Annotated in this window: 17 protein-coding genes; 8 read left to right on the top strand and 9 right to left on the bottom strand. The window is 66.5% G+C overall.

The window, feature by feature from the left end; genetic code table 11:
- Positions 1–29 precede the first annotated feature (29 nt).
- On the bottom strand, positions 30–569 hold the full coding sequence (locus OPU70_RS12030) for an HNH endonuclease (RefSeq protein WP_498557881.1): 540 nt from the start codon (positions 567–569) through the stop codon (positions 30–32).
- A gap of 329 nt (positions 570–898) precedes the next feature.
- Between OPU70_RS12030 and OPU70_RS12025 the strand changes: the two genes are divergently transcribed.
- From OPU70_RS12025 to OPU70_RS12010, 4 genes are all read left to right on the top strand, one after another.
- Positions 899–1,900 carry an SDR family NAD(P)-dependent oxidoreductase gene (locus tag OPU70_RS12025; protein WP_498557880.1) on the top strand — a complete coding sequence of 334 codons (1,002 nt, stop codon included), beginning with the start codon at positions 899–901 and terminating at the stop codon, positions 1,898–1,900.
- 203 nt (positions 1,901–2,103) lie between these two features.
- Entirely contained in the window at positions 2,104–2,661 is a 558-nt protein-coding gene (locus tag OPU70_RS12020; RefSeq protein WP_498557879.1) for a hypothetical protein, read from the top strand.
- 100 nt (positions 2,662–2,761) lie between these two features.
- A complete protein-coding gene (locus OPU70_RS12015) occupies positions 2,762–3,142 on the top strand; it encodes a hypothetical protein (RefSeq protein ID WP_498557878.1) in 381 nt (126 codons plus the stop codon).
- 255 nt (positions 3,143–3,397) lie between these two features.
- Positions 3,398–3,634: a hypothetical protein gene (locus OPU70_RS12010; RefSeq protein WP_498557877.1), complete on the top strand. Its 237-nt coding sequence runs from the start codon at positions 3,398–3,400 to the stop codon at positions 3,632–3,634.
- A 48-nt stretch (positions 3,635–3,682) separates the two neighbouring features.
- On the opposite strand, the gene OPU70_RS12005 is transcribed toward OPU70_RS12010, so the two are convergent.
- The 4 genes from OPU70_RS12005 to OPU70_RS11990 all read right to left on the bottom strand — a co-directional run bounded on the left by OPU70_RS12005 (position 3,683) and on the right by OPU70_RS11990 (position 5,862).
- Entirely contained in the window at positions 3,683–4,252 is a 570-nt protein-coding gene (locus OPU70_RS12005; protein ID WP_498557876.1) for a TetR/AcrR family transcriptional regulator, read from the bottom strand.
- Between the two features lie 117 nt (positions 4,253–4,369).
- Positions 4,370–4,606, bottom strand: coding sequence for a hypothetical protein (locus tag OPU70_RS12000; protein WP_498557875.1), 237 nt, complete (start codon positions 4,604–4,606; stop codon positions 4,370–4,372).
- Positions 4,607–4,831: 225 nt separating this feature from the next.
- Positions 4,832–5,398 (bottom strand): dihydrofolate reductase family protein, encoded by a 567-nt coding sequence (locus OPU70_RS11995; protein WP_498557874.1) that lies wholly within the window; start codon positions 5,396–5,398, stop codon positions 4,832–4,834.
- Positions 5,399–5,541: 143 nt separating this feature from the next.
- The gene (locus OPU70_RS11990) at positions 5,542–5,862 is read right to left on the bottom strand and encodes a hypothetical protein (protein WP_475433354.1); all 321 of its coding nucleotides are present in this window, start codon (positions 5,860–5,862) and stop codon (positions 5,542–5,544) included.
- 85 nt (positions 5,863–5,947) lie between these two features.
- Between OPU70_RS11990 and OPU70_RS11985 the strand changes: the two genes are divergently transcribed.
- Complete coding sequence (locus tag OPU70_RS11985; RefSeq protein WP_498557873.1) at positions 5,948–6,334, top strand: VOC family protein; 387 nt, start codon at positions 5,948–5,950, stop codon at positions 6,332–6,334.
- Positions 6,335–6,683: 349 nt separating this feature from the next.
- Entirely contained in the window at positions 6,684–7,652 is a 969-nt protein-coding gene (locus OPU70_RS11980) for a G5 domain-containing protein (RefSeq protein ID WP_498557872.1), read from the top strand.
- A gap of 25 nt (positions 7,653–7,677) precedes the next feature.
- Here OPU70_RS11980 and OPU70_RS11975 read toward each other — a convergent pair whose 3' ends face one another.
- The 4 genes from OPU70_RS11975 to gnd form a co-directional block, all read right to left on the bottom strand.
- Positions 7,678–8,184 carry a GNAT family N-acetyltransferase gene (locus tag OPU70_RS11975; RefSeq protein WP_309692905.1) on the bottom strand — a complete coding sequence of 169 codons (507 nt, stop codon included), beginning with the start codon at positions 8,182–8,184 and terminating at the stop codon, positions 7,678–7,680.
- Positions 8,185–8,186: 2 nt separating this feature from the next.
- The gene (locus OPU70_RS11970; RefSeq protein ID WP_498557871.1) at positions 8,187–8,351 is read right to left on the bottom strand and encodes a hypothetical protein; all 165 of its coding nucleotides are present in this window, start codon (positions 8,349–8,351) and stop codon (positions 8,187–8,189) included.
- A 30-nt stretch (positions 8,352–8,381) separates the two neighbouring features.
- Entirely contained in the window at positions 8,382–8,858 is a 477-nt protein-coding gene (locus tag OPU70_RS11965) for a GNAT family N-acetyltransferase (protein ID WP_498557870.1), read from the bottom strand.
- Positions 8,859–9,038: 180 nt separating this feature from the next.
- Positions 9,039–10,100 carry a phosphogluconate dehydrogenase (NAD(+)-dependent, decarboxylating) gene (gene gnd / locus OPU70_RS11960; RefSeq protein ID WP_475123326.1) on the bottom strand — a complete coding sequence of 354 codons (1,062 nt, stop codon included), beginning with the start codon at positions 10,098–10,100 and terminating at the stop codon, positions 9,039–9,041.
- Positions 10,101–10,512: 412 nt separating this feature from the next.
- On the opposite strand from gnd, the gene OPU70_RS11955 reads away from it, so the two are divergent.
- Both OPU70_RS11955 and OPU70_RS11950 read left to right on the top strand, forming a co-directional pair.
- Positions 10,513–11,682, top strand: a complete 1,170-nt coding sequence (locus tag OPU70_RS11955) for a MalY/PatB family protein (RefSeq protein WP_498557869.1) — start codon at positions 10,513–10,515, stop codon at positions 11,680–11,682.
- Between the two features lie 281 nt (positions 11,683–11,963).
- Complete coding sequence (locus tag OPU70_RS11950) at positions 11,964–12,281, top strand: GIY-YIG nuclease family protein (protein ID WP_311877601.1); 318 nt, start codon at positions 11,964–11,966, stop codon at positions 12,279–12,281.
- Positions 12,282–12,655: the final 374 nt, after the last annotated feature.

Here is a 12,655-nt window from a genome sequence, read left to right as displayed (position 1 = left end):
TCGAGCGTCCTTGGCGGCACCGAATCCGCCTAGGTGAGTTGCTGCGCCGACTTCCAGAGCACGACGAGCTGGTCGACGGTGAACCAGCCGTGACGGTGAATCATCCGATGACAGTTGCTGCACAGCAACGCAAGGTCGGCCAGAGAGCTCTCTACCTCGTCAGAAACGTGCAGAGGGGTTCGATGGTGCACTTCGATGTAAGAGACGCCGATTTCCCCGTAGGAGCGGGCAAAATCAAAGTGGCAGACTTCGCACGCGATCCGCCGTCCGGACTCCGTGACCTCGGCGAGCTTCGCCTTTCGCAAGGAAGCGCTTCTCTCCCGACGTATCGCCTTCACGTACCGAGGGCCGCCTTCGACAGCTGCCAGAGTCTCCTCCCCATCGAGAGTCACGTTGCCCGGCGCCTCAGATCCCATCGTCGAACGCGCACTTTGCCGTAGCGAATTCGCCAGCGCTCGCATGATGGGCCGGTCGGACAGAAACTGCGCAACCACTTCCCTCTCGCGGCCGGTTGATCGAAGTCCGCCATCGACGCCCTGGTTGGCTCCTTTGAGGTTTCCAAGCTTCATCGAAACCGAGTTTGGAGAGCGAAAACTCGAGTTTAAACTCTCGAACCTCGGGAAGTTGATTGCGCGCAGCAGTTCGGACAGCTCGACGATTTCAGGAGTGCGAGAGCCACCCCCAACCCACTTGCGGCGATCGATCAAATCGACTGCAAGAACTAGTTCCTCATAGGTCCAAGATGGGTTTGGCGGCACATGAGCCGACGCTAGCGGAATACCGATATGCACGCCAGCGTGGACTTGAGTTCGTCGCGCCGCGTCTCGACAGCGGCAGGCGTACACTTCTTGATAAGTAGACGCACCGTTGCGAAACCTCACCCTCAAGGAGCTCGACCATGGCCCTCACCGCACACTCCACCATCGGCGACTGGATGAACGACCCGACCGGCGGGCCACTCATCCGCGCACTCTTCGAGCAGACGGGCGCCGACCCCGAGCTCCTCACCCCCGTGCTCGGACTCCCGCTGCAGCAGCTTGTCGCGATGAGCCAGGGCCAGCTCCCCCAGTCGGTCGTCGACGACCTCGTGCGCGCAGCCAACGGCGGCGAGATCCCCGAGGCCGACGAGTCCGAGGGATGGACCGAGAAGCCCACCACCGGCCGCTTCGCCGGCAAGACCGTGATCGTCACGGGCGCAGCATCCGGAATCGGCAAGGCCACCGCATCCCGCATCGCCCGCGAAGGCGGACGCGTCATCGCCTCCGACATCGCCGCCGACAAGCTCGACGCGCTGAAGGCCGAGCTGCCGGACGCCGACATCACCACCGTCGCCGGTGACCTCACGAAGCAGGACGCGATCGACGCCGTCATCGCCGCTGCGGGCGACCGCATCGACGCCCTCGCGAACGTCGCCGGCATCAACGACGACTTCTCCCCCACGGGCGAGACGACGGATGCCGTCTGGGACCGCGTCATCGCCATCAACCTCACCGCTCCGTTCAAGCTCATGCGCGCGGTGCTGCCGATCATGGAGAAGGCCGGCCGCGGCTCGATCCTCAACGTCTCGAGCGAAGCGGGACTGCGCGGCAACGCATCGGGCAACGCCTACACGGCCAGCAAGCACGGCATCGTCGGCGTCACGAAGTCCGCGGCGTTCATGTATGGGCCGAAGGGCATCCGCGTGAACTCCGTCGCACCGGGAGGTGTCGCCACCGGCATCCCGATGCCCCCGAACATGTCGGAGTACGGCTCCGGACGCCTGGCCCCGTTCCAGCAGGCGATCCCGACGGTTGCGACTGCCGAGCACCTCGCCGCGTCGATCACGTTCCTGCTGTCGGACGACGCCGTGAACATCAACGGTGCCGTGCTGGCATCCGATGGGGGATGGTCGGTGCAGTAAGCACCCCCGATGACCCGCCCCTGCCGACCCGAACGGCAGAGGCGTTCTCTTCCAAGGACCTCCTCTTGCGCTCCCTTGACGAAGATAGATTCCCACCGATACCGCATCTGAAAGCGTGGAATCGGCAGCTCCTGTCGCTCGAGGATCCGGATCCTAGCTGCACCCCAATACGTACAGGCGATTCGAGGCCCTAGTCTGACGGCATGGACCTTGAGCAGCTGCGCAATCTACCGCTGGAGGACCAGGTCACCATGCTTGTGGGCGTGTCCGTTCGACATGCCGTCGAGATGGAAGGGGCACTGCGGTCAGTCTTGATGACTCTTGACACTGCATTCGACCCGTCCACTCGGCTGCGATTCTCCGATCTGGTACGAACGTTTCGTCGGGAGATCTCACAGAATCCTGCATTCTCGTACGAGGGTCGCGTTGCATGCCAGTCGATGGCGGGAGAAGCACTGGAAGCCTACGAGAAGCGAAACAGTAACGTGCACCACCTGATGAGCGCGTACACCGACGCGTCCATCGAGCGCTTCCGGTTCGAACGCGACCATGACTACAGCTTCGACCGCGATCCGGAGATTCTCAGTGTTGAAGACCTAATCCAGCACTGCATCGACCTCATGCATGTAACGTGGCGACTTCGCGGCGTGATCTTGTACCTGCAAAAACCGGATGAGCGAGCTCGCTGGAACAGACTGCTCGGTGGAGAGTTCCAGGCGCGCTGGGATGGATCGGCTCATCACTCCGAGGTCATGCGCTGAATGCCGACGCTTGGCTCACTCGGTTGAATGCCAAGGAATTGCAGCACACCCAGGAGTGAAACCACGCGAGGTTCATATCTGCCCCGCCTACCCTGGCCTTATGAAGAAGCTCCCCACGCTCGCGTCGCTGGCCGTCGGCATCCTCCTGCTCTCCGGATGTTCGCAGGCGTCGACCATCGCTGCGTGCGGCCAGGTCGCCGCTCAGGCCGCGCAGGTGACGGGTGTGATCGGCAGCGTCAGCTCGCCGACTCCCGAGGCCGCGCAGGCGGCTCTCGATGAAGTCCAGACGGTCGCCGAGAACATCCGCGGTGTCGACGGACCCGAGGAGTTCGTCACGCTCCGCGACTCGTGGACGACGAGCATCGACGCATTCGCTGCCGAGGGCGAGAAGGCCATCGCGGGTGACATCACAGGCCTGGACGCGGCGACGACAGAGATGCGTGCGGCGACCGACGCGATGCTCGCGTACTGCACTCCGTAGTCGGCACCGCCCGCGGGCACTTCAGCCGCTCGTTCGGCGGAACCCTCATCGCGATCTCGACGCTCTCGCCGATCGCACGCCCGCCCTCGAAGGCACGAGGCCATCACCGCGGACCTCCCCTGCATCCGCTCGGACGAGACGTTCACCCGGATTCCGGGGCAGCGACTGCTTCTAGTTCAGACAGCTCTGTAGTACCGTTCAAGCCACGCTGACGAACCGAGACCCGTGATGCGACTTCGACTGTTTCTGATTTCCGTGGCGGCCGTGATCGGCGCTGCATTGACCTGGTGGGGCGCCACCACGCTGTTCGCCTCCGGTGTGCGGGCTGACCTCGAGGGAACTGCCGGCGGTCTCGACCTACTGCCTGCTGCTGCGGCCGCAGGGGGAATCGCATGCGTCGTCTGGGCGCTGTGCGCGCTCGCCTGGCAGGTGGGCATCATCCGGACGCGACGACGGTCGCGGCGCACACCGGAGGGACAACCCGCGCGCTGACCTGGGCGCTGACACCAGCTCGGCGACGGTGCAACCCACGGGCGTGACCTATCGCGCAATGCCTCGCAGCAGCCGCGTCACCGTCTCCTCGACCCGCTCTGCGCTCAACGGCTGACCGATCAACGCCGCGTACGACGCCATGGCGATGAGCTGGTCGGCGATCGCGTCGGCATCCACGTCTGCCCGCACCTGCCCGTCGACCTGTCCACGCGCGATCCGTTCGGCGACCCACGAGCGGATCGGAGCCGCGAGACGCTCGTTGAGCGCCAGGCCGAGTTCGTGGTCGGTGGCGGTCACCGCGATCAGCGCCCGGGCGAGTGCGACACCTTCGGGCCTCGCGAGCCCGGCGGACATCGCGGAGAACCAGGCATGCAGGTCGGCCCGGATGTCATCGCTCATCGCGACGGCGGGGTCGGCTCCTGGAAGGTCTCCTTCGAGCAGCGCCTCACCGAGGATCGCCGCCTTCGACGGCCACCAGCGGTAGATCGTCTGCTTGGCGACTCCGGCGGTCTCGGCAAGCCCCTCGATCGTCACGGCTTCGTAGGTGCCGGCCACCACGGCAGCGCGCATCGCCTCGAGCACAGACTGGCGCGCTGCTTCACTTCGGGGACGGGGCACCTGAACAGGTTACTGAGGTGGGCGGGTGCCGCAGACCCGCGCAAGACTCCAGGGCCTAGGAACCGCCCGGCGATAGAGTCGCCGCATGGGGGACGTCTCTGAAGAACCGCGCGCTGATCACTCGGTCGCATCAAGGAGCAAGACGCGCGTGCCGACCCTCCCCCTCGCCCTCTTCGGCCTCGGTCTCTTCACCACGGTGATGGCGGCGACGCAGGCGGTTGCGGTAGTCAGCCACCTGCCTGATTCGCAAGCCAGCATCGGATGGATCATCTGGCTCATGATGATCCCGACGGTCGTGACCGGCATCATCTCGGGCCTGACCGCAGCGCTCGGTGCGTTCGTCGAGAGGTTCACGGCGCCGACCTATTTCGATGCAGCGAAGGCCGACCGAGGTATGGCCATCGGAGCAGGCATCGGCGGATCCGCGGGCAGCCTCCTCCTGCTGATCTACCTGAGCGTCGTCTATCAGGACGGCGCCGGTCTCTGGATCCTCGTGCTGGGATCCGTGGCGATCTTCGGCGCCTTCGCAGGCTTCACTATGTTGGTGACGCGTCGGGGAACCGGCAGGTATCTCCACGATCAAGCCGAGCGCACCGACCGACAGGTGTGTGCGACCGCCCCCGACCCGAACTCCCTTCGTTCCACCAACTCCAGCCGCGTCCGCTCACTCAGCCCATCCAACAATCGCGGCCCGTGCCCCGCGATGATCGGATGTACGACGAACGTGTACTCGTCGATCAACCCCAGCTCAGCGAGCGCGCGAGGGAGAGTCACCCCACCGACGGACAGGCCCTGGCCCGGCTGCCGCTTGAGCTGCTGAACGGCCTCACCCACGTCGCCTCGGATGAGCTCGGCGTTCCAGTCGACCGCATCCAGCGTGCGCGAAACGACGTGCTTCGGCACGCGATCGATGGCCTCGGCGAAAGGGATCTCCCACTCGCTCATCCAGTCCGGCCAGACTCCGGATGCCGGGCGACGCCACGCGGACTCCATCATCTCGTAGGTCGTTCGGCCATAGAGCACGGCATCCGCCCGCTGCATCTCAGCCGTCCAGAAGCCCATCAGCTCCTCATCAGGAGCGACGCCCGCCTCGTGATGGACGCAGCCGTCGAGCGTGACGTTGATCGAGTAGCGCAGTGGTCTCATCTCGCCGATCTCCTTCGATGCGGGCGGTGGTTTTGCGGGATGGGATTCAGACTATTTTCGGGGGTCGACCGCTGGAAGCCCACGATCCAACTGCGGAGGCGCGCTCGAAACGCGGCCGCCGCCAGCTAGCCACTACTGACGACTCAGGCCCGGTTTCCCATTCGGAGCTCGTGCGCCTGCTGGGCACGAACCTCTTCAGCATGGCGCGCTGCATCTGCATCGGCATGGGCCCCGAGGGCCGAGCGGGTCTGGAGCCCCACAGCACGCGCGTGCATAGCGAGCAGACCCGCGAGGACACCGATACCGATGAGCGTCGAGCCAATAGACAGGCTGAAGCCGGCGGTGCGCAACTGCTCCGAATCAATGTCGAGCAAAGATCCGCTCGGCCACGAGAGGTACCCGTCGATTGCAAAACCGGCACCGACGACCAGCGCGATGATCGTCGTCCACACCAGAAGTCTCATGGACGGATCCTATTAGGCAACCAGCCGCTGCGATCCGGAGCAAGCCCCCTGTTCCGCACGCGCCGGCCGCTCTAGTGTGACGGCCATGTTGAAGATCGTGTCGATCGTGATCCGCGTGAACGACCTCCCGGCGCAGTCGCGCTTCTGGCAGGCAGCCCTCGACTATGTCGAGCGCGACCAGGCATCCGACGACTGGGTCGTGCTGAAGCCGCGCGACGCGGACGCCCCCTGCATCGCGCTCGACGCCCACCAATCCGAGCGGGTGCTGCCGCCCCGCATCCACCTCGACATCTACGCCGAGGATCAGGATGCCGAAGTGCGCCGCCTGGCCGAGCTCGGCGCCCGCGAAATTCACTGGGACAACCTGCCCGACGATGCCGACTACGTGATCATGGAGGACCCCGAGGGCAACCGGTTCTGTGTCGTGGACCGACCGGACTGGGCGGGGTGGGAGCGGGCTCGGGCCGAGTGACGCACCCCCTCGTCGGCACTCAGATCGCCAGACGTTGCCGAGCGGACCCCGGGAGAGTGCGAGCGCTCGAGGTCCGCTCGAACGGTCGGGAGATGTCAATCGGCGCCTTTGCCCGTCTTCGCGACCGCATGACGTAGCAAAGCACACATATGAGGACAGTGCAGTATCTTGCATCGCCGTCCGACCGGGGAGTGCGACGCGGTCCCGCTCCAGCGCTGACGCTCTCGCCGGCCGAGGTGGCATTCCGGTCTGAATCGTTACTTGTCCGACGCGTCCAGCAACCGATATACAGGTCAAAGCGCTCTGGGGGCGCTGGCGATTCGTCGCCTCACTGTCGAGGGGAACTCTCATGTCACTGCCGCCTGCCTCCTGGCATCCAGATCCGCAGAATCCGCATCAGCTGCGCTGGTGGGACGGCCATCGCTGGACGGATGCCACATCGCCGTCGCCGGCTGCTGCCGTGACATCGCAGCTGTCGCACCTCGCTCCGGCCGCAGCATCAGTCGCCTCGAAGCGACGCAGCGGGTGGCGCACCGCCGGCATCATCTTCGGCGCACTCGTGGTCGGCGGGGTACTGGCCCGTGTGTCGCCGATCGCGATCCTGCTGGTGGCCACGGCGATGGTCGGCATCGCCCTCTATGTGATGGCCGCTCGCCCTCTCCCGGCACTGGGACTGCGGTCACGGATGTCGGGAGTGGTCGCGCTGGGTATGGCCGCTCTTCTGGTCACGGGTGGTGGCATCGCCAGCGCGAACGGGGGAGGCACTCCGACGGCATCCGAACCTCAGAACTTCGCGGCCGTGGCGACATCGACTCCGAAGCCCAGCCCGACCCCCACGCCGACCACGTTCGAGACCGCGACCGAAGAGGTGCCCGTGCCGTTCGAGGCGGCCACGGTCGCCGACCCTCAGCTCGATCAAGGCGCCACAGCGCTCGTCTCCGCCGGCGTGAACGGTGTGAAGGTGATCACATACCGCGTGACCATGGTCGACGGTGTGGAGGTGTCTCGCGAGGTCGTCAGCGAGGCTGTCTCGGTGCAGCCGGTCAGCGAGGTGACAGCGATCGGAAGCAAGGCTCCCGCACCGGTGGCCGTGCCCGCTCCTGCGCCCGCGCCGGCGCCCGCACCGGTGCCGCTCGTGCAGCAGGGCGGCGGCGGGTGCGACCCGAACTACACCGGCGCGTGCGTGCCGATCTCCAGCGATGTCGACTGCGCAGGCGGCAGCGGAGACGGACCTGGATATGTGCAGGGCCCGGTGCAGGTCGTCGGCTCGGACATCTACGACCTCGACCGCGACGGTGACGGGATCGCCTGCGACTAGTCGCGCGAGTCGATGCGGGCCCGGTCTAGGCGAGGACCCGCCCCATGACCTGTCGGTCCTCTCCATACGTCGCGAGGGTGACCCATCCGCTTGACGAGTAGAGACGAACGGCCGGATCATCCGAGCGGGCCGACGTCGACAGCAGCGCTCGCTCATGCGTCAGGTCGGCGACGAGCGCGTCGTGCAATCGACGCCCGATTCCGCGGCCCCGCGCATCGGGTATCACCGCGAGCTCGACGAATTCGAAGTGACCTCCGATCCAGTCATCGACGCTCGAGCCGACCTCGCGTGAGATGAAATCAGACCAGTACTGCCCGCGCTCGCCGGTGTATCCCCAGGCGAAGCCGAGCATCCGCTCGTCGTCACGCGCTGTGACGAGGCGGAAGCCCGCCCGCGATCGATGCCGGTCCCAGACGGATGCTCGCCACTCGTCGGCATCCGCGACCTCACCGAAGACTGCAGCCCAGACCTCAAGGATCTCAGGGTCGAGCCCGGCCGCTTCCGCGCCCGAGAGCGTGACGACCGTGGGCACGCTCACCGTCCGACGTAGGGCCGCGCCGGTCGAGCCTCTTCTGCCAACGCCTGACGGTGCGACGTGAGCGCCGATCGCACAGCCGTGTAGATCACGAGCCAGAGGATCAGCAGTCCGATCAGGAAACCGGCGACGGGGATGAGGATCGAGAGGAGAAGAGGGTCCATGGCGCCAGGATAGCGATCGCGTGTGCGGGGCTAGTCCCCCGCCTCCAGCGACCGGTAGAAGTAGAACGCACGCTCGCCGGAATCCGGGTCGACGCCACTGAACCCGTGCCGTTCGTAGAAGCGCATCGCCCCGGCATCCGACTCGTCGACGTTGATCTCGATCGCCGCGACGCCGAACTCCCGGCAGATCTCGACCATGTGCTGCAGGATCGCGCTGCCGATTCCGGTGCCCCGCTGCTCGGGCTCGACGTACATCTCGTCGAGCAGCGCGACCGGCCCGTCAGACCACACGTTCGGGCGCAGGGTCACGAGGGCGACGCCGACCGCGGGTTCGCCTCCGAGCACTGCGAACGTCGACGGTTCAGCGAGCAGCACCTGCAGGCGTTGGGCGAGAACCTCGGTGCCGGGAGTCTCCGTGTCGAACTCGGTGTTGAACGCGTGCAGCATCTCGGCGATGCGGGCGGCATCCGCGGGATCAGCCCTGCGGATGCCGGGAGTCGGGTTCATGTGGGTGCCGTCCTTGTGTCGTGGGGCGTTTCGTCTCGGGCCGCTCCGCGGGCCTCGCTCAACGAACGAGGGAGAGGGCGTTTCTTCTCGGGCCGCTCAACGAACGAGGAACACGGCGTTTCGTCTCGGGCCGCTCCGCGGGCCTCGCTCGACGAACGAGGCCCGCGGCACCCTCAGCGATCAGGCGCTGTCCGAGTCGGCCTTTCGCGACCCGGCCTCGAGCACGTCGCCGGCCGGAAGCTCCTGGTGTCCGCCGAACTGCAGGCGCATCGCCGACAGCACCTGGTTCGCGAACTTGTCCTCGTCGCGCGAGGCGAAACGTTCGAACAGCGACGCCGCGAGCACCGGCACGGGCACGCCCACGTCGACCGCGGCCTTGACCGTCCAGCGGCCTTCGCCCGAGTCGGAGACCCGACCGGCGAGGCCGTCGAGCTGCGGATTCTCTGCCAGCGCGGCGGCGGTCAGGTCGAGCAGCCACGACGAGATGACGGATCCGCGTCGCCACAGTTCTGCGACCTTCGACGTGTCGATCGGGAACTGGTAGAACTCCGGCTCTTCGAGAGGGGCGATCTCCGCCGAGTGCTCGGCCTCGCGCACTCCGGCATCCGCGTTGTGCAGCAGGTTGAGGCCCTCGGCGATCGACGCCATGATGCCGTACTCGATGCCGTTGTGCACCATCTTCACGAAGTGCCCCGCACCCGACGGCCCGCAGTGCAGATAACCCTGCTCCTCGGGGGTGAGGTCTCCCGTGCGACCGGGCGTGCGCTCGATCTCGCCGACCCCGGGAGCGATCGTGCGCAGCACCGGCTCGATGCGCTGCACGGCCTCGTCCGGTCCGCCGACCATCAGGCAGTATCCGCGGTCGAGCCCGAACACTCCACCGCTCGTGCCGACATCGACGTAGTGGATGCCGCGCTCGCGGAAGACCTTCGCCCGCCGCACGTCGTCGCGGTAGTTCGAGTTGCCGCCGTCGATCAGGATGTCGCCCTCGTCGAGCACCTCCGCGACCTGGTCGGCCACCGCTCCCGTGAGCGAGGCGGGCACCATCATCCATACAGCCCGCGGCGCTTCGAGCTTCGACGCCAGGTCTGCCATGCTGTCTGCACCCACGGCTCCCTCGGCGACCAGCGCCTGCACCGCATCGGCATTCACGTCATAGACCACGCACTCGTGCCCCGCCCGCATGAGGCGGCGCACGATGTTGGCACCCATCCGACCGAGTCCGATCATCGCCAGCTGCATGAGAATCCCTTCGTCCCCGCCCCCGATGGGCCGAGTCGGGGCAATCCTGGCACGGGTTCAGGGGTGGCTCAATGCCGTGGCGCGGTGGGCGCTCGATACGGGGTCGATGATGCACCGCTGGCCTCGGTTTGCGGTGCAGAAGTGACCTCGCACGCATCGGGCACTCGGTGCGGGGTCGAAAACGCATCCGAAAGGCCGTCTTCCGATGCGAAAGTGACCCCGCACGCGGCCCGCCCTCGGTGAGGGCCGCGTCCGGGCAGCCCTCACAGACGCACGCTCAGATCACGGATGCAGGCCGAGCCCGTCGTTCTCGGCATGCATCTGTGATCCGGACGTGCAGGTGTCGACGTGTGAACAGCCCAGACCTTCCGCATCCGGGCCGAGGGCTCCCGGTGGATGGAAGGATTGAAGAATGACCACCGGAACGTTCGACCAGATCACGCAAGACGACCTGCGAGCGGCAGGCAGCCTGAAATGGACGAACTTCCCTGACATGATCGGCGCGTTCGTCGCCGAGATGGACTTCGGACTCGCCCCCGCGATCAACAGCGCGGTGAAGGATGCGTTGGATCTGGGCGTCACCGGCTACCTGCCCGAGAAGCTCGCCAAAGACCTCTCGCAGGCCACGGCCCGCTGGTACTCGGATTCGTATGGGTGGGAGATCTCGCCCGAGCGGGTGCACCATGTGCCCGATGTGATCGCCGCGTTCGAGCTGGCGATCGAGCACTTCACGACTCCCGGCTCGGCGATCATCGTGCCGACGCCCGCATACATGCCGTTCCTCCTGGTGCCGCCGATGCATGACCGTCGAGTGTTCGAGGTGCCGAGCATCGAGGTCGACGGACGCTGGGTCATGGACCTGGATGCCGTCGCCCAGGCGTTCCGTGACGGCGGTGAGATGCTGGTGCTCTGCAACCCGCACAACCCCCTCGGCACCGTGGCGACCCGTGATGAGCTGCTCGCGATCGCTTCGGTCGTGACGGATGCCGGTGGCCGGGTGTTCTCCGACGAGATCCACGCGCCCATCGTCTACGCGCCGGCTCAGCACATTCCCTACGCCTCGGTGTCGGAGGCGGCGGCATCGCACACGCTGACCGCGACGTCGGCGTCGAAGGCGTGGAACCTCGCAGGCCTCAAGTGCGCGCAGGTCATCCTCTCGAACGATGCAGACGCCGCGCTCTGGGAGAGCCTCGGATTCTGGGCAGGGCACGGCACTTCGACGCTCGGCGTCGTCGCGAACATCGCCGCCTACACGGGCGGCCGCGAGTGGCTCGATGAGGTGGTCGACTACCTCGACGGCAACCGGCGGATGCTGGCGCAGCTCGTCGACGAGAAGCTGCCCGGCGTGCGGATGATCGTGCCCGAGGGCAGCTACATCGCGCTTCTCGACTTCCGCGAGACCGAGGTGACCGGAGATCTCGGCGAGTGGTTCCGTGAGCACGCCGGGGTCGCGATGACGGACGGTGCCGCCTGTGGTGAGGCAGCGATCGGATACACGCGCTTCGTCTTCGCGCTCCCCCGACCGGTCATGGTCGAGGCGGTCGACCGGATCGCCGCCGCACTGCGCGACCGGGCCGTCTGAGCGCGTTTCGTCTCGCTCCGCTCGCTCAACGACCGGTGCTCCTCTTCCGCTTTCGGTCGCTGGCCGAGGACGGCGCCACTCCCCACCCCGGTCGTTGAGCGAGGACGGCGCCCCTCCTCCCCCCGGTCGTTGAGCGAGGACGGCGAAGCCGACCGAGACGAAACGCACCCACACCCCCTCCTCCCGGTCGTTGAGCGAGGACGGCGAAGCCGCCCGAGACGAAACGCACCCACACTGCGGACGGCGGCGAGTGTCGGCATCCGCGCGTACGCTCCGCCTGCATGGGATACGTCTACATTCTTCGCTGCTCCGACGGCACGCTCTACGTCGGCAGCACCCGCGATCTCACCAAGCGGATCGTCCAGCACCAGGAGGGGATGGGCAGCGAGTACACGAAACGGCGGCTCCCGGTCGAACTCATCTGGAGCAGCGAGCACGCCCGCATCGATGACGCCTTCGCGTGGGAGAAGCGCCTGCAGGGGTGGAGCCACGCAAAGCGACTGGCGTTCATCGACGGCGGGCTGGATGCGGTGCGTGGGTGGAGCGTGCGGGAGCGGCGCGAGCGGGCGGCTCGGGGGAAGCGTCCCGCGGTGAGGTAGCGCGTTTCGTCTCGGGCGGCTCCGCCGGCCTCGCTCAACGAACAGGGTCGAAGGCGCTCAACGAACAGGGACGAAGGCTCCGGCGGGATCCGGAACATCGCCGCCGCATCCGCATCCGCATCCGCCAGACCATCGCCGATCCCAGGGGCGCAGCTGCGCCAGGCGACGCTGGGCTCCCGTGACGCCGAGCATCATCGCGCCGGTGACCATGCGCGATTCAGACCCCAGGCCAGAACCAGACGAATAGGTATACTTATTCCCAGGCAGCAGCGCCCAGAATCGCGCGATCCCGGCCGTCTCGTACATAACTAAACATATAAATAGCTTTAATCTGCATTCCGGGCTACACTCGGCGATGTCGCCCAGAGCGGGGC

Source organism: Microbacterium sp. SWDP-B6 (assembly GCF_059803615.1).
The sequence above is the reverse complement of the archived record's forward strand: the minus strand, read 5'-3'. Positions and strand labels throughout refer to the sequence as shown.

What these genes read in the sequence shown, in the direction of transcription:
- OPU70_RS11955 (WP_498557869.1), top strand. Translation starts at nt 10,513, where the DNA reads ATGACCACCGGAACGTTCGACCAGATCACGCAAGACGACCTGCGAGCG.
- OPU70_RS12030 (WP_498557881.1), bottom strand. Translation starts at nt 569, where the DNA reads ATGAAGCTTGGAAACCTCAAAGGAGCCAACCAGGGCGTCGATGGCGGA.
- OPU70_RS12025 (WP_498557880.1), top strand. Translation starts at nt 899, where the DNA reads ATGGCCCTCACCGCACACTCCACCATCGGCGACTGGATGAACGACCCG.
- OPU70_RS11995 (WP_498557874.1), bottom strand. Translation starts at nt 5,398, where the DNA reads ATGAGACCACTGCGCTACTCGATCAACGTCACGCTCGACGGCTGCGTC.
- OPU70_RS12020 (WP_498557879.1), top strand. Translation starts at nt 2,104, where the DNA reads ATGGACCTTGAGCAGCTGCGCAATCTACCGCTGGAGGACCAGGTCACC.
- OPU70_RS12015 (WP_498557878.1), top strand. Translation starts at nt 2,762, where the DNA reads ATGAAGAAGCTCCCCACGCTCGCGTCGCTGGCCGTCGGCATCCTCCTG.
- OPU70_RS11970 (WP_498557871.1), bottom strand. Translation starts at nt 8,351, where the DNA reads ATGGACCCTCTTCTCCTCTCGATCCTCATCCCCGTCGCCGGTTTCCTG.
- OPU70_RS11965 (WP_498557870.1), bottom strand. Translation starts at nt 8,858, where the DNA reads ATGAACCCGACTCCCGGCATCCGCAGGGCTGATCCCGCGGATGCCGCC.
- OPU70_RS11950 (WP_311877601.1), top strand. Translation starts at nt 11,964, where the DNA reads ATGGGATACGTCTACATTCTTCGCTGCTCCGACGGCACGCTCTACGTC.
- OPU70_RS11985 (WP_498557873.1), top strand. Translation starts at nt 5,948, where the DNA reads ATGTTGAAGATCGTGTCGATCGTGATCCGCGTGAACGACCTCCCGGCG.
- OPU70_RS11990 (WP_475433354.1), bottom strand. Translation starts at nt 5,862, where the DNA reads ATGAGACTTCTGGTGTGGACGACGATCATCGCGCTGGTCGTCGGTGCC.
- gnd (WP_475123326.1), bottom strand. Translation starts at nt 10,100, where the DNA reads ATGCAGCTGGCGATGATCGGACTCGGTCGGATGGGTGCCAACATCGTG.
- OPU70_RS11980 (WP_498557872.1), top strand. Translation starts at nt 6,684, where the DNA reads ATGTCACTGCCGCCTGCCTCCTGGCATCCAGATCCGCAGAATCCGCAT.